This is a genomic window from Bradyrhizobium sp. 25ACV, assembly GCF_054863005.1.
In genome coordinates this window covers 189,270-204,579 of sequence record NZ_JAVAYO010000002.1, presented here as the reverse complement: position 1 = coordinate 204,579, position 15,310 = coordinate 189,270, and the positions used below count along the sequence as shown (strand labels likewise).

The window sequence follows — 15,310 nt, the reverse complement described above, 5'->3', positions numbered from 1 at the left end:
GTCGCGATCTGGAGGAAGGTGATCCATCTGCGCTTCGTTCCGTGCGATACGTTCGCCCCTAATGGCACAGGAAATCAAGCCGTCAGAACCGCTGTGGGTAGCATCAACGGTCTCGCTTCAGAGCTCACTCACTCCTAGAGCACGCTATCAGCGGGGGATGTGACGGAGCTGTTTCTCAAGCGCCGTCCCAGCCCAAGAAAGAAGGGGAAGTGCCCCGCTAACTCGCTTTCCATCTACGCGAATGGGCGAGCTACCACCTTGCGGCAACTTTGCTGACGCACTTTCCTATTTTTTTCCCGATCCGGCCTTGTGTTATTTTAGGTTACTTTCTTAGATTGCTAGAATGTAGCGACACTTCAGTGATTTAGGGGAAATAATGGCCAGGATCGCTGTTTCCCGCGAAGCATTCCGCGGTCTGTTCGCCTTTTATGCTGCCAAAGCGCACCACGATCAGAGGCACGACGGCGAGCATTGCCTCACGAAGCTGTTCAGATCCAGCGACGACATACCTGACGGTCTACTTGAGCTGTGGTCTGAGCGCGTCAACACGCTCGATCCCGAGATTGTTGGCAATGTCCTATGTCCCCGCGCTCGCGCGGTTGCCGATGGCCGCGTCGAATACGATCATGCCAGCGACTTCCTGCATGCCTTACTGAGAGAATTGAACGGGAAGCAGCACTGAGCGCGACGAACAAGCTGGGCCTTGGCGCCGGGCTGATCGCCAATATGGTTCGGTTCTCAGCAACCACCAATTAGAGAAGAGTGCTCGCGCTCGGTCGGTTCGGATTCCGACATTGGGACGCCTGCTTCCGAGCTGCGCATGAATGCGTTGTCTTCCGCACGCTCCTGGACACGCGCGCCATGGTGGGAAGATGCGCTTAAACGCTCAACAAGATCCTAGTAAGCAGCATTGGAAACTGCCCGCAGAGGCAGGGTACCGGGAGCATCTGGCGGCTGCGGCTTTAGCTCATCGAGCTTCGATGCGACATGTCGGCAACCTGCTAGACCGGCATGGCTAATGTTCGAACTACCCGGCGGTGAGACCGGCCATCTATGTAGGACGGAGCGGTCGCCTCGATTGTTCGTCCGACGTTGCACCTCGAAATACAGCAACGAGGCGATCACCTTCCCAAAGCTCAACATCGTGCTCGCCAGACATTTGTTCGGCTCGACGTCTCGCCGCCTGCTCGTCAATGCAGTCGAGCTTTGCGGCGCAAATCACGTGCCGGCTGCTGTCCACCACGAACACTTTGTACCGCATGATGCAGTCCCATCCCAAAGGGGGACCGTGACCGTACTCGAATGTCCGTCTAACGCCGCGCCAAACTTCAATGCATGCGCGCGGAACCTTTGTACGTGTGGCAATTCCGCTATACCAGCTCGCCAGACCTCATCGACGGCGCGACGACGGATCAGGTAAACAGGGTAGTGCGCTTCAGTGGCGCAATCTCATCGCGTGCCGAAGCGAGCGGCTCGAGCTTAAGATGGAGAGCATCCCCAGCATCATCAGTAGGACGCCAAGCCAAGTTGCCGTCCGGCTCGGCGCCTCGTTACGAGCCTCTGCAGTGAGCACGAGCACGCCGATCGGGATAGTCGGAGGTTCGGACGAAGTCACCATATCGTTGGCCGGCGCGGCCGCGAGAAGTTGCTCAACATCGACTTGGCTCGGCACGGAGTGCGTGGGCCAGCGGCCGTGCTCAGCGATGAGGGCCGCCGACATCAGAGTGGTGCCCGTATCGAGATCGGAAGCAGCATCAGCTACCTTGACTTCGCCGTGAGGCGGCTGAGACGGCTCGGCCGGTGCGGAGCTCAGCAACTCTGCGCGCGCGTCAACGACCCCGGTCTGCCTCGACCGCACGGTCCCGTTCTCGTCCAAACTGGCGGTGGTATCTTTCGCCACGCGCCGACGAACGGTCTTCTTCACCTTCGCCACACCCTCGGTCAGGAACCAGCATTTGTGGTGCCCGTCCATTCGGTAGACCCAATGCTGGCTATCGGGGGTCGAGTTGCCGGGGCGCCCCAAGCATTCCGCTTGCGGTGGAGAGGTCACCGTAGGTTGGGGTGCAGCAGCATTGAAGATATCCGCAAGAGGATTGGAAGACGCAGGCCCCATCGAAAGAGTTTCAACTAGAACCAAACTGACGAAGCACATTCGCAAATAACCGGACATCGAAAACTCCCGGTGTTGCGCCCCGCCCGGCATGACCCTTCGTATCGACATAGGCGGCCATGCGGCTCAAATCTGGCGGGGCCATGGATTCATTGTGCTCCTGACGTGCGCCACGGGTCCGAATACAAATCCGGTCCAGCCGCTCAAGGTTGCAAACACAGCCCCACCGTCATGTGGTCGAGTCGCGGCGGCCGCCGGACATCACTCCTTGGGTTTTTCTGCGCGATCAACCGCTGTCTTATTCGTGCTGAGGTGCATCGGTCGTTAAGGGTTGGTTTAGTTCCCGGCATGATCATTGGGGACCTCAAGGGACCCGAGCATGCAATTGCACCATGCCAATACCTTGGAAATAATCGAGACGGTCGCGGATCAGGGTAGTGGCGAGGTCGCGACGTGGCCCGTCACGCTCGGCCGATCGGATTTCTCGCCCTCCAACCGAGATGAGGTCCTGGCGCTATTGGCGCCAAGCGGTCATTCAAAACCCACTATTTGGCTCGTCGCGGTCGCATTGGCTGGAGGTTTTGGATTGGGATGGGCTGGTGCCTGGTATGCTCCTGCAACCATCTCGGCTCTCAATCCAAATGCTCGGATAGAACCGGCTTCGCGCCGCATGCCGGACACAAAGTCAGGCGGTAAGGCCGAAAGCACCCGAAAGATAGCATCAGCAGCAAGCTCGCGAACACCGCCCGGTTTAGGTCAGCCCTCCACAGTCAGCGCGAGCCTTGCTCCGAAGCCTCTGGCCAAAGCGTCGGGTGGGGCGCAATCGGCGGAAGCTTCGAACCCAGCTTCTTCGGTTTTGGAGGCGGACATGTCCGTGACCGGCTCGCTCGAGGCTGCGGGGCCGCTCCTGTCGGTCCCGGAGACAAGACCAACAACTATTGGCGGGTGGGCAGTCCTTGACGTTCGCGGCGGAACGGCAGTGCTCGAAGGGCCCGATGGGATTCGAATGGCAGCACGGGGGGACGTGATCCCCGGCATCGGGCGAATCGATTCTATCGTGCGTTGGGGCAACCGCTGGATAGTTGCAACAGGTCGTGGGTTGATCTCGACGCCGTAGGCGTGCGACGAAGAGGCATGCCATCCATTCGTGTTGTCACTCGCCGCAGTTCGCGGGCCCACGTGCTCAATTTCCCCGTGCAATCTAGCCAAGCTTCGCACGAGGCAAGCGGCTTCGGCGCGAAGGCCGCGCACCTTACCTCCACTTACTCCGCTACCTAGCTACGTCAACGAGTGGACGTGCAAGGTTGACGACGTGATCGCGAGTAACTCCAAAATCCGCGGTTCGCTCGGCCAGGTCATCGATAAGGAGTATCTAGAGCCATTCTTGAGGGAAGAAGACAAAGACCTACAGAATTTTTTTCACTGCGATCCCTACACACGTGTCTTCGCGGTTGAGGATCCGAAGTTCATGTACTTCATGCGAAATTTGCTATGGAGCAAATTCGTTAAGAAGGTCGGCTTCATTTCCATCGAGTTCCGCTCGAAGTGTGACGTCGCCTTGTCCTTCGCCGGGGAAAGGCGTGAGCTCACGAAGGCGCTCGCCGAAAGCCTGCAAGAGCACGAGCTAGAAGTCTTCTATGAAAGCGGCTCGCGGTCAGCTCGCGCTTGCGCGAGTCGGCGCAGCGCTGACGCTCCACCGCCGACGCCTTGCACGCTTTCAACGTTCTCGTGGCCATGTTCCATAAGCTCCGGAGTACGTATTACGATGACGCTATGGCTTCTGACGGCACGCGCGATTGATTGACCACCAGGCATCGGCACATACCAGACCCATGGCGATAACCATGCTGCTGATGCCGATGTGATGCCAGCGCTTCATGGGTCAGAACAGCGGCAAGACGACCGTGGCCGGCAAAAATATATGCTGAAGCCAACTGGCGGGAAGGAGATTCCATGTGAGCGTCCCTGGGGGCTGAAATGCGAACGAATCCCCCCGGAGGGCGCCGCCCGAGTTCTTCTTTTGGTCAAACAGGAAAGCGACAGCCAATCGGACCCTTTCGGTGGCATTCCGAGACGTATCAGCGTCGAGATCGTGATGCTAGATTTCCTGCTCCTAGCGAATAGGAGGCCGACATGCCCGATAGCGTCTATAAGGTCATTGAACTGGTCGGTACCAGCACCGATTCATGGGAGCAGGCGGCCGCCAATTCGGTCGAGCAAGCTGCAAACTCGCTCCGAGATCTTCGCGTTGCAGAGGTCGTCAAGCTCGATATACAATTGGATGACAAGGGAAAAGTCGAGGCCTATCGCGCCAAGCTCAACGTATCGTTCAAGTTCGAGGGCTCCTGAGCCTCAGCACCTCGCCCACTTGCGGGGCGAGGATGGCTCATTGGAAAATGCGCGTTGCGCGGTCCGCCCAACCGGACACTGTGGCCCATCTCGCGAGTTGGCCCTAGTCCGACAGGGGCCGATATGCTTTGATGCGAGAGGGCGTGTGGCGCGTGGTAGCCCCATGTACATGGTTATTCGCAAGTACACGAAGGTTCGTTCGGTAGCGGACGCCGCTCGTCGCGCCAAGAGCGGCGTCGGTGAGATCCTAAGGCAATCGCAGGGATTCAGATCTTACCATGTGCTGGATGCGGGCGACGGTGTCGGTATCGCCGTGATGATATTTGACGACCGCGAAAGCGCCAACGCAGCGAACGCCAAGATACTGGCGTTTATTCAGGCGAGTCTACATGACCTCGATCTTGGGATACCCGAAGTCACCACCGGCGAGGTTTTGGTGAACATAGAGCCTAGTGGGTCTTCAGGCATGAAGTAGCGGCAAACGTCACCAGTGGCGTGGCGGGTGCCGCCGCTCGCTCTGTAATCGACCTGATGTCAACTCGCTTTTGCAACCATCGCGCCCTGGACATGCGCGTGCCGCCCGTCAGGAATATTCGACTGCGCGTGCTTTTCGAGGAGCAGAAACGACATGAAGCAACACACCTCCGAAGCATTTTCCACCACAGCTGTCGGCTGGACACCGCTCATGCTTATGGGCACCGCGATGCCGCCCCGGGATCCCGATGAAGACGAGGAGGACGAAGACGACGATGAGGAAGATGCTGCTGACGAACCGGCGGTCGTGCGCGAGCCGGACGAAGACTAGACTAGCCCGTGCCTGGCAGTCGGCGCTATAAATATCTGCCATGGGCTGGGATGGGAAAGACATAGCGCTTCTCAAAAAGCTCTGGTCCGCAGGACAGAGCGCGGCGCAGATTGCACACCGTCTCGGGTGCAGTCGTAACGCGGTCTGCGGCATGCTGACCCGTCTGAATCTGAAGCGCGGCCACAAGCCGCCCACAGCACGGCCCAAGATAAGATCGGCCCCGAAGCTGAGGCCGTCGTCGGCAGCCTGCGCCCGTCCAGTCGCGCCAGCAGAGAGGCAGCAGCCTAAGGAATTCAGCAAGCAGCAGCTTCACGCCATTCTGGCTGAGGCGGTCAGAAACACTGGCTAAGAGCTCACCACGAACGTCGTTGCGCTCCCGTCAGTGCCTAGCCCAGCTCGACGGGTTCGGCTGTCGTGTACGTGGCCTGCGCGCTGGCAATCCGACCGAGAGCGATCCATGGCAATGGCGCTGCGGCTGATCGCCTCCATTCAAGAGCCGGTTCGCCCAATTACATTTCGGCAAGATGCGGTATAATTTTTTCGGGTGACGGCGAAGTGATCCTCGAGGTCAGCGACTCAAGGTATGTCCTCACTCGCTGAGCGGACCGTAATTGGCGTTGGTCGGCATAACTGACCTACAGGACTCGTTTTTTTGGGCGTCGTCCGGAGTGCTGGTACAACTGAGAAGGCGCCCGTCACTTGGCGAACCGAGCAGCGCGGATCGACTTGATCCGACTGGTGCGATACGGCCCGACTTCGCTTTCGCAGCCGGGTCTCCGATTCGTTTGCGTCCCTAGCCTGAAACCGTCCCCAAGGGCGTGCAGGCAATACAGTAACGATGTAGGGCCCCTGTGCGCATTCCCGCACCAATCGCCTATATAGTCCTGTACGTTGCGCTCGACGCCGCGTTCGGCGCCGCATCTCGGTTCTGGCAACAATTTTTCGAAACGCGAGCTCTAGCGTCGCTAGCAGATCGGTCTGATCCTCGCTGCCGCAATGCTGACGCGGCTCGTTTCCGGACCGTTAGTCGCTATGCTGGCGGATTGGCTCGGGTCATTTGCGCCTCGTGCTCGCAGGCTGTGCTGCCGTGTCGGCCCCAGCAGCCGTCGCATTGCTCTGGGCTGATACATTCTGGGTGTTGCTTCATGTCGCGTTGGTTCAGGCTGCCGCTTTCGCCCCCACCACCTCGATCGCCGATGCGTTATCGGTCAATACAGTGAGGCCTCGGTTCGCCGGAAGGCCATTTGAGTACGGTTGGATACGAGGGCTGCATCCGCGGCTTTCGTCTTGGGAATACTGATCGCCGGACAACTCGTAAGCCCAGGCGATCTCACGCCGGTTATTTGGATGAACGCTGCTTTCCTGATCGCCGCCACTGGCGCCACTGCATTGCTACCTGGGCAAGCCCGATCGCAGAGGTCGCCGTCCTTTGCTTGTCAAAGATGAAAGCGCTGATCAGCATGTCGCAGTTTCGACATGATTATCGCATCAGCCCTGATGTATGGCAGTCATGCAGAGCACGATGCATTTGCAGTTATCAGGTGGAGCAATGCGGACATCAGCACTTCGACGATTAGCTTCCTGTAGTCGGAAGCGGTGTTTGCTCAAGTGTTGGTGTTCATCCTCGCCTGTCCACTCCTGGACAGATTTGGCGTGCGTGGCGCGGCTGTCTTGGCAGCTGCGCCCGGAATCGCCCGCTGGTCTGTAGCGAGCGTGACCACCTCCGTGTTGCTGCTCTCGTTGATACAGCCGTTACACGGATTAACGTTCGTTCTGCTTCATCCCGCTTGCATGCGAATGATGGGAGTGCTGGTCGCAGCAAGCGACGCCGCAACCGCGCAAGCTCTGTGCCTCTGGCTTAGGGGTGCTAACGGCAGTACTGACCTTCTTGTCAGGCCCCCTCTCGGCGCCGTGTCTGATGAAGAGAACCCGAATAGCTCTCGCGCGCCGGCGTTCACGCGAGTGAGGTGATCTGAAGCCGAACATGCGCGAGCCGATCACCCGCCGACCAGCCTGGGGAGGAAGACGGCTTCTTCCGCGTTGGGAGCGAACGATCGCATTTGCGATACTTGAGCCGGACCCGTCCGGACCGCCGCGGTGAAGCCGGCGTCGGTCAGTTCGTAGAACCGCCGCTGCCCCTTTGCGAGCTCTCGTGCATCGTCTGGATTGAAAAAGTGACGGCTGTCGCCAGTACTGTCCATCACGATCTGGATCGCCATGATCGTCTTCCTCGGAATAATGATGGCCAAGGACTTGATCCAACTATCCATCCGAACTCGCGGATTTTCAAGACAAGAAGATGTCATCGCGAACGTCGGACCTGATCAGGCCAAAGGCCAATATCGAGATGACCGGTCGCGGAGCTGATTTGATCAGGCGGGAAGATGAAAACCGTCAGTGCGAGTTGCCGAGCCGGCGCGCGCGGCAACGTGATCCTCTCCTCGGCTTTCGGCCGCTACGCCGATCGCCGTCTAACCATAGGTTTGGTACAAGCGATCCCTCTTTGCAATTGTCATTGCAACCGTAAGGCGCACATCTTCAACCGGATCATTCGCGGCCGCGTCGAGCGCGCGGTCCACATTGGCACCGCCAAACCAGCGCAGCGCTTCCGCAGCCTCGTGGCGCGCGACCGCTGATGGATCGCCCTCGACCACTTTGCATAGGCTGGATGCGGCCGGCTCGTCGGCGATCAACTGCTTCGCCCGCCAGTCGCCCAACACAAAGGCGGCCTCATGTCTGACGATCGGATCGCGATCATCGCGCAGGACGTTCATTAAAAATGTCGTCGGCTTCGAGAACTCCGCAGCGCGGACCTCCAAAAGACTTGTGATAGCATCCATTCTTTCAGCAGCAGACCGGGCATTATCATAGTCCGATTTGATATCGCTAAAGTCCCGCACTTATACTCTCCCAGCTTATCCATTGACCATCAACCGAATACTCGTATTCGTCGATGAAGGTACCCTCGATGTCTTTGGCGCCCACCAATCGACACGTTTCGAATGGTGTTCCCCTTCTGCGCATCGCATCCAGCATCGACTTTGCATAATTGGCTTCGACACGAGCCCATTCTGTAGCACACACCCTTCGGATTTTCCATATAGATGTAACCCACCTCCTCGATGAATTGCAATTGGTCCACTTCGATGAGCTCACATGCTTTGAAGAGAACGTCCTGATCTTCTCCCACGCGGAAAGATCCGTCATACAAACCAATACTGTTGAAGACATCCCGCCGAGCGATCATTCCGTGATAGTAAAAATCAAACCACAGGAATGGGTCCGCGACCGTTCTTCCAAACTGTCGATACAGCTCTGACCATCGGCGCATGCGTCGCTTCTCTACGCCTCCGTTCGACCTCACGTAATCGACGTCGAAACAAGCCAGCCTGCTGGCGGAAGGAAGCAAGGAAAGCGTTTCCACTGTCGCTTTTCCCAACTCGTCATCTGAGTCCAGCACTACAATCCAGGACCCGCGAGCTCTTGGGATTCCAACATTCCGTGCCAAGGATAGGCCCACATTGACGTCGAGTTCAATTATCTCAGTCGATCGCCACAGCGACAATTGCGCCAACACATCACGGTATTCATCGATCTTGGGCTTCCGTGAACCGTCATCTACGATGATCCACTCGAATTTCCCCGTCTGAGCCGCCACAGATTTGGCGCACGCAGAGAACAGGTCGATATCTTGGTCGTAGATGCAGGTGACTATCGAGATCAATGGCGGCTCCTGTCAAAGCGGCCGTATGTAGTTTGTCTGTTCGCGCATGGAAGGCAGCTGTGCATGACCATTCGCCTCGACCGAGAAGGGCATAACACAATAAAAGTCTGGCAATCGATCACCAACGTCTCCTCTACCGGAAACAACGCCCTTCATAAGATCGAGGAAATTGGGGTTCGTAATGGGAGAAAATGCCCTCACGATGCCATCCACCGCTGGGCTTTCGATCCCGCACGCCACGACAATTCGGCAATTCGGATTTGCCGGATTCTGTCGGGACATAAATAATCCCCAATCCTTGGTCAAGGCGCCAGCGGTCCGCTCGGCGCAAAACTGACGGTTCTCCCTCTCATCAAGCAACGGGGTTAGGTCCAATTCATCGGACGTGTCTAGGAATGTTAGCCGAAGGCCATCCATTAGCCTGCCGGTGATTTCGTTGAAGCATGGTCCGCCTATCGAGATGATATTCTGGCGATAGGCCGCGTCACGAAATTCCGAACTATCGCAAATGCACACATTACTCGAATTGGTTACCGAATTATGCGCAACGGCGTGCAGTGCATTGATTTTCGCATTCATGTCGCCGACATGAACGTGATGAAAATCCTCAGTCCGGATATAGCCGCCGACAAGGTTCAAAGGCTCAATATCCGGAAACGACCACAACAAGCTCGCCAGTGACTTGACCTCCAGATCTGCAATTTTGCGCTGCTCCGGAACCGGGGGTAGCAGTATAAGTCCGTGATGGGGTGGGTCGGGCAGGCCTTTCAAGGGAAACCGGGCGACTGGCCGTTCCTTGCGGTTGGCAAACTCTGCGAATTCTTCGGTCGCGCCGATGCAGCCGTTAGGGACGAATTTCTCCATCCGGAAGAGCTTGTCGATGACGGTGCCTTGCGGATCGTCTTCTTCAAAAAAAAATGCCGGGCCATAATTTAGGATAATACGGGCGACAAGTTTGTGATCTCCCCGAAACAACTTGGTGCTCGTCTCATGCAGACGATCGATGATGCCTTGTGCGATGGAGATAACTTCAGAAGGCGACGACTCCTTGTTGATGACAGAGATAAGTACGCCGTCCCCGAGGAGCTTCCGTGGGCCGAGTGAGCCTGTCAATTCCGAGACGGTATCATAGAAGCGCTTCAGGCGCGCGAGCCATTCTATCTCCTGATGTTTGGTCTTGAATGAGGTTGAGTCAGCCAAGTCCACAAGCATAAAGATATGGGACGACGACTGAGCCCGCACCTCGTCCTTCAACACTTCGTAGGTCGTAAGCTGTTCACCCACCCCCATAGACTTCGCCCTCGCCCAAATTACGCGTCAGTACAGCGTTGGGAAATACGCGCGCACCATCACCTAAACTGATCGGCCCAACAATGACCGCGCCCCAACCGATGATGACATTCCTTCCCAAGGTGGGGCCTTGCTCATCGGTGACATCCCACTTTTCGGGACCGGGATGATCATAGCGGTGCACAAGCGAACCGAAGACGCTGGATCCGGTGCCTATGACGCAATTGTCCCCGATGAAGCCCGCGATGATGCAATTCTCTCCGATGCTGACGCCGTCATGAACTTGTGCGCCGTAGAGGAGCCGGCTGCCTGTTTCCACCCTCGTAAGCGAGCCAACGGTGCATCGGTCATAAATCTGAACATTGTCACCGATCACTGCACCTTCGTGGATAAGGGCCCACAGTCCAACAGAGACCCCAGCCCCTATCTGGACGCGGCGCGTCTCCTGATCTGTGAAGATATCCTGGTCATGATTGGGATGCCCAATGATTGACCAAGCTCCTACCGATGAGCCATGGCCGACGCTTACATCGCCACGGATGATCGCTGTCTCCGCGATCAGCGCTTGAGTGATCGCGACGGTCGATACACTCATTCCGTGAGCCATGAAATCGTGAGGTCAATTGCCTCCCGCTCTTTGTGGTCGAACCCGTGATCGACGCCCGACAGGACCTCGACGCGGACGCCGTTACGTTGTCCGTAATCCTGCGCATCCGAAACCGGCACAAGGGTGTCGTTGCTGCCATGCACGATCAAGAGTGGGATTGTTTTGGGCCAAGCAACTTTTTCCGGATTTAGGAGCAACAGCTCCTGCGTCAGCAACGGCGAGATCTTGAACTCCGAATCCGTAATCTTGGTATAGGGCCTTCTCGAAAGTTCATCCGTTCTACGCTGATTGAAAAACGTGCTTCCCCACTCGGGCATTCCTTGAATGAACGTGTTCTGATAGCTGATGACCGGATTCCAGAAGACAGCTTTGCGAAGAAACGAGAGATCGTAAACAGACGCAGCGAGTAGCGTAATGCTGGCACCAAAGCTCGTCGCTATGTGCTCTAAGGTAGAATACTTCTGTTCCCTCGCCCAGTTGAAGACCGCCATCAGGTCCAATAACGCACCGGCAACCGTCATACCCATCGAATCTAGGGACGAGTCGCCGCTCCCTCGAAAGTCAAACAGCAGAAGGTCATAGTCTTTGGGTAGCAACTCGGCGAACCTCAGATATAAGCCGCTTTCGGTTTTCTCCGAATCGATGCCGTGGCTGGCGACTATCAGCCGCTTGCCGCCGCGCCGAATATGGAGCGCTGGGATCGGGTTCTGATCTGCAGCAAGAATCTCTTTTTTTTCATTCATGTTGGCAGACCTGGCTGGAGTGAACATGTAGCATGGCGCTGTGGAGAGCAGCGTCAAAAGCGATCGTCGAGTAAGTCGCGGGATCAAGCGAGTGATGTACCCACTACAAGGCTTGGTTGAAAGGTATTCCAAGGAGGAGATCGAGTAAATGGGCCCCATTCATAAGCTGTCGGCTTTTCCACGATCAGAACCCGCAAAACCGATCGTTCGGCACGTGCCCGCTCGAAGAGTCGCGCTCGCACTGATGCGCCGATGTTGCGCGGCTCACGCGCGATCGGACACACCATTGCTTCGATGTAAGGACGCATGACCGACCAGACCCGCGCCTTGCGCGCGTAACGCCAGAGGTGATCCGGCTCGCACCGGCGACGGCGAAGAAACTATCGCGGGCCTTGTAGAGATCGAAACGCACGGCACGTCGAAAGGCTTGGGCGACCTCCTGCTTACGGCTGGGTGGTCGCTGGGAGATGCAGTGTGGATAAGAGAAATCCGTGCCGCTGCCATCCGTGCGGATGATCCGGAAGCATTGCGTCCCATGCTCGGTCATCATGACTTGGAAATGGCTGACGCCACAGCCCACCTTGGCGACATATTCAGTGTGGCGCTCAAGAAGGGTCGCAACGTCGAGGCCATCCTCATCACTCACCCGCTCACCGGGCCGGTAGCGGTTAAGCATGGCCTTGAAGAAAGCCGTGGCGTCGCATTGCTTTTCGAAGCTGCGCGTCGCCAGCTCCACGGGTTTTGAACGCCCTCCCATTCACGCCTCCCCTGCCGCAAACTCGAACTGCGCCTCGCAACTATCATGCGCGCATACCGGCTTTTTGAGAGTAAAGGGCCGCTGGAACTTCGTCCGGCTGCACTTCTTGCAGGCGAACTGGCTGCGGAAAGTCTTGAACTCCTCCCAGCGCGCCTTCTCGTCGCCTATCGAGCCGTCGCCATAAGGTCCGTCCTGGAAGTGGCTGCCAAAATTCTCGATCTCGCCCTTCACCAAGCTGTCGAGAAAGCGATTGTTGACCCCGGGCGCCAGCGCAGGCGCGAGCTTGGCGTCCTTGAGCAGGCCGGCAAGCGCCGAGGCCAACTCGCCGCGTTCGTAAGAATAGGGCCTCTCCAGCGGCCGGATCCGCACGCTGACCCCGAAATCCCGACAGATGCCGAGAAGCCATTCCTCCTCGGCTTGGCGCATCTCGTTGGCCGCCGACTGGCCCGCAGCCCAACGCGCCTCGATCATCTCGTCGCTCACTTTGTGGTCAGCGAAACGCGGCCCGTAGGCTGGATCGAGGCCAATGATCCGAGTGAAGTGCCAGGTCTTTGCCTCGAGCTGGTCCTTCAAATAGTTGAAAAACCGCTCGTCATGGGTGGTAATCAGGATTTGGCTGCACCCGAACATGGTCGCGATGAGGCCGGCAATAGTGCGCCGATGATCGGCATCGTAGGAGGTGACGATGTCATCCAGCGCGATGATGGGCGCGCCGACATTGAACTGCTGGATCGCAGCCATTCTCAACGCCAGCGCCACCGAATGGATCTGTGAGTCGCTCAAATAGCCGCCCGGTTGCACGCCTGTGCGGTTCTTGGCGAAATCGATCAGGAGGTTGAGCCGCTGCTGGTTCGTGTCGTCTTCCGCCGGCAGCTCCAACCGGATCGGCGCGGCGCCAGCGCCCTGGATCAGCTTGTAGATGTCGTTCATCGGTGTCTGAAGCCTGTCGAGCAGCGCCTGCACCTTCTTGCGGATCTCGGCCGAGATTATCGTCGCCTGAGCCGTCAAGGCGTCGGAGAGCTTCCCCAGCTCATCTCGCGTGCGCAGCGCAAGGTCCCGCTCGGTTTGTAGCTCCAGCAGCCGATCGATCTTCGCCTTGGCCTTGATGTAAGTGTGGTCGCCTTGCTTCGATTCGATGTCGGTGATGGCCCGATCGAGAGTGGCGAGCAGCTTGGCGATCGACGCAACGATATCGGCCGAGGCTGGCACTGCAGCCTGAGGCCAGCCGGTGATGCTAGCTTGATACGCGATGAGATCGGCTTTCAGTTCCGCGTCATCGTCGCCGAGGAGACCGATAAGCCCCGGCAACGCCGCCACCAATTGGGTGTGAGCTTTGGTCGCCGCGGTATTGGCCGCGTCGAGCACCTTCTTGGCGGCGGCATAATCGGCCAGCTCTTCCAGATGCTTGGCGATATGGCCCCGGATCGCCTCGGCGCTGCCCGCCGCCGTATCGGCTACCGGCGTTTCACAGACTGGGCATATAGCAGGGGCCGGCACACCCTCGGCGAAAAGCGGCTCTGCGGCATTCCACAAAGTCTGAAAGACAGTGCTCGCCGCCTTGCCGCGCTCCTCCGCTTCCTCCGCGAACGCGGCTGACAGCGCCCCCACGGTCGCATCAAAGATCGAAATCGCGCCGCTTACGACGGTCTCGCCACTCTCCGCGTCCGTTACCTCCGCCCACAAAACGGCCGCCGCATTACGGATCTGACGCAGGCCTGCAAGCCCGATCTTGTTCTCTTCGGCCTTAGCGCGCGCTCCCAGCTCGAGACAAGCCGGATCACCAGCCGTCAGCGCCGCCAGCACTAGCGCCGCGTCGAGTGGAGCAAGAACCGACGCGTTGGCATAAGCAAGGATCGCCGCTGAATCCCAGGCGTTCACCACCTGGTCCGTCTCCCTAGCAAGCTGGGTGTCTACACGCTGCAGTGCCGTCCCGTCCTCCGAGGCAGCCTTCACCTGCGTGCGCAACGCGCGAATATTTTTCTACACCTCGACCAGCGGGCCGAGCTGCAGCCAATTGGCGACATCCGTGTAGCGCTGTTCGGGTGTATGAATTTCAACGAAGGTGCGTAGCGCGTGCCCGCGGATGATTGGTGGCACCGCGAAGCAGGCGTTTACAGTCGCGGCCACTGCCGGCATCGGCCGCTTCGCCCCTGTCGCCGATCGGCTGCCGTTGGTGGCATTCTTGCCCGAGACGACGCCAATCGTGACCGCCGGAGCGGTCTTCGCCTCCTCCGCCATATTGTGCGCCAATGCGACGGGGCCGGCCTGGTTGTTGATAGTGCGCTGTCCGAGCCTTTCGAGTGTGCCATCCTTGGAGAACATGAATTCCAGCGCATCAATGACACTGGATTTACCGCTTCCGTTCGGCGCGAAGATCGCCAGACAGCGCTTTTTGCTGAAATCGAACGTCTTTGGTTGGAGATATGCGCGGAACCCGGCAAGTCCTAAGGACCGTAAGAAGTAAGGGTCAGTCATTGGCCACCTCCGGTTTCGGAGGGTTGGCACGTTCAGCTGCCAGTTTCAGGATGGCATCCTTGGCCTGAGCGACGGCATTCTGCGCGGGCGCAGCTTTCAGGATGTGCGTCTTCAGGATGTCCGCCAGGCCGGCATCGACGCCTTCTCTCTGCTTCAGGCTCTCTCCCAGTGTCGTAAGAAATACCTCCGGCGACTCTGCCGGCTCTGCTTCACCTTCCACGCACTTAGCCCCCAATTGATAGTGCTGCCATCATCCACAACGCAACAAAGTGAGCGAGAGTGTGATGAGCACAAAAAGGTACCGAACGATAGCATGGGCTCCGGCACCGTTTTTTGTCGATCTAGGCCTATTACACGCCGAAAAACATCAACTGAAAGCGCTCCTCGTTGTCCAGCTGTGGCCGCTCGTGGCAAGCGAGAGGTAACGCGGACGGAGGGCGCCAAGCTGGC

Annotated in this window: 18 protein-coding genes; 7 read left to right on the top strand and 11 right to left on the bottom strand. The window is 58.1% G+C overall.

The features are described 5' to 3' along the window. Positions 1-376: 376 nt before the first annotated feature. Positions 377-682, top strand: coding sequence for a hypothetical protein (locus RAD04_RS04715; RefSeq protein ID WP_461622841.1), 306 nt, complete (start codon positions 377-379; stop codon positions 680-682). Between the two features lie 753 nt (positions 683-1,435). Here the strand turns inward: RAD04_RS04715 and RAD04_RS04710 are convergent. Beyond that, a complete protein-coding gene (locus RAD04_RS04710; RefSeq protein ID WP_461622840.1) occupies positions 1,436-2,170 on the bottom strand; it encodes a hypothetical protein in 735 nt (244 codons plus the stop codon). A 1,252-nt stretch (positions 2,171-3,422) separates the two neighbouring features. Here RAD04_RS04710 and RAD04_RS04705 point away from each other — a divergent pair. The 6 genes from RAD04_RS04705 (at position 3,423) to RAD04_RS04680 (ending at position 7,235) form a co-directional block, all read left to right on the top strand. After that, positions 3,423-3,914 carry a hypothetical protein gene (locus tag RAD04_RS04705; RefSeq protein WP_458176442.1) on the top strand — a complete coding sequence of 164 codons (492 nt, stop codon included), beginning with the start codon at positions 3,423-3,425 and terminating at the stop codon, positions 3,912-3,914. Between the two features lie 329 nt (positions 3,915-4,243). Continuing rightward, positions 4,244-4,459, top strand: coding sequence for a dodecin family protein (locus RAD04_RS04700; protein ID WP_461622839.1), 216 nt, complete (start codon positions 4,244-4,246; stop codon positions 4,457-4,459). Positions 4,460-4,622: 163 nt separating this feature from the next. Then, positions 4,623-4,934, top strand: a complete 312-nt coding sequence (locus RAD04_RS04695) for a hypothetical protein (RefSeq protein WP_375865303.1) — start codon at positions 4,623-4,625, stop codon at positions 4,932-4,934. 153 nt (positions 4,935-5,087) lie between these two features. After that, positions 5,088-5,264 (top strand): hypothetical protein, encoded by a 177-nt coding sequence (locus RAD04_RS04690; RefSeq protein ID WP_458176438.1) that lies wholly within the window; start codon positions 5,088-5,090, stop codon positions 5,262-5,264. A gap of 40 nt (positions 5,265-5,304) precedes the next feature. Next, positions 5,305-5,613 carry a GcrA family cell cycle regulator gene (locus RAD04_RS04685; protein ID WP_458176436.1) on the top strand — a complete coding sequence of 103 codons (309 nt, stop codon included), beginning with the start codon at positions 5,305-5,307 and terminating at the stop codon, positions 5,611-5,613. 1,247 nt (positions 5,614-6,860) lie between these two features. Continuing rightward, on the top strand, positions 6,861-7,235 hold the full coding sequence (locus RAD04_RS04680; RefSeq protein ID WP_461622838.1) for an MFS transporter: 375 nt from the start codon (positions 6,861-6,863) through the stop codon (positions 7,233-7,235). 26 nt (positions 7,236-7,261) lie between these two features. Here RAD04_RS04680 and RAD04_RS04675 read toward each other — a convergent pair whose 3' ends face one another. The 10 genes from RAD04_RS04675 to RAD04_RS04630 form a co-directional block, all read right to left on the bottom strand. Next, positions 7,262-7,483: a hypothetical protein gene (locus RAD04_RS04675; RefSeq protein ID WP_461622837.1), complete on the bottom strand. Its 222-nt coding sequence runs from the start codon at positions 7,481-7,483 to the stop codon at positions 7,262-7,264. Between the two features lie 252 nt (positions 7,484-7,735). Beyond that, positions 7,736-8,164 (bottom strand): HEAT repeat domain-containing protein, encoded by a 429-nt coding sequence (locus RAD04_RS04670; protein ID WP_458176432.1) that lies wholly within the window; start codon positions 8,162-8,164, stop codon positions 7,736-7,738. Between the two features lie 29 nt (positions 8,165-8,193). Beyond that, positions 8,194-8,988, bottom strand: a complete 795-nt coding sequence (locus RAD04_RS04665) for a glycosyltransferase family 2 protein (RefSeq protein WP_461622836.1) — start codon at positions 8,986-8,988, stop codon at positions 8,194-8,196. 12 nt (positions 8,989-9,000) lie between these two features. Beyond that, complete coding sequence (locus RAD04_RS04660) at positions 9,001-10,272, bottom strand: hypothetical protein (protein WP_461622835.1); 1,272 nt, start codon at positions 10,270-10,272, stop codon at positions 9,001-9,003. Further along, a complete protein-coding gene (locus RAD04_RS04655; protein ID WP_458176426.1) occupies positions 10,265-10,873 on the bottom strand; it encodes a DapH/DapD/GlmU-related protein in 609 nt (202 codons plus the stop codon). Before RAD04_RS04655 ends, RAD04_RS04660 begins: the two co-directional genes overlap by 8 nt. After that, positions 10,870-11,628, bottom strand: a complete 759-nt coding sequence (locus tag RAD04_RS04650) for an alpha/beta hydrolase family protein (protein WP_461622834.1) — start codon at positions 11,626-11,628, stop codon at positions 10,870-10,872. The genes RAD04_RS04655 and RAD04_RS04650 overlap by 4 nt, the downstream gene beginning before the upstream one ends. Positions 11,629-11,812: 184 nt before the next feature. Next, positions 11,813-12,385 (bottom strand): DCL family protein, encoded by a 573-nt coding sequence (locus RAD04_RS04645; RefSeq protein ID WP_461622833.1) that lies wholly within the window; start codon positions 12,383-12,385, stop codon positions 11,813-11,815. Further along, positions 12,386-14,266: an AAA family ATPase gene (locus RAD04_RS04640; protein WP_461622832.1), complete on the bottom strand. Its 1,881-nt coding sequence runs from the start codon at positions 14,264-14,266 to the stop codon at positions 12,386-12,388. 99 nt (positions 14,267-14,365) lie between these two features. Continuing rightward, complete coding sequence (locus RAD04_RS04635) at positions 14,366-14,860, bottom strand: AAA family ATPase (RefSeq protein ID WP_461622831.1); 495 nt, start codon at positions 14,858-14,860, stop codon at positions 14,366-14,368. Further along, positions 14,853-15,080, bottom strand: a complete 228-nt coding sequence (locus tag RAD04_RS04630; protein ID WP_461622830.1) for a hypothetical protein — start codon at positions 15,078-15,080, stop codon at positions 14,853-14,855. The genes RAD04_RS04635 and RAD04_RS04630 overlap by 8 nt, the downstream gene beginning before the upstream one ends. Positions 15,081-15,310 lie beyond the last annotated feature (230 nt).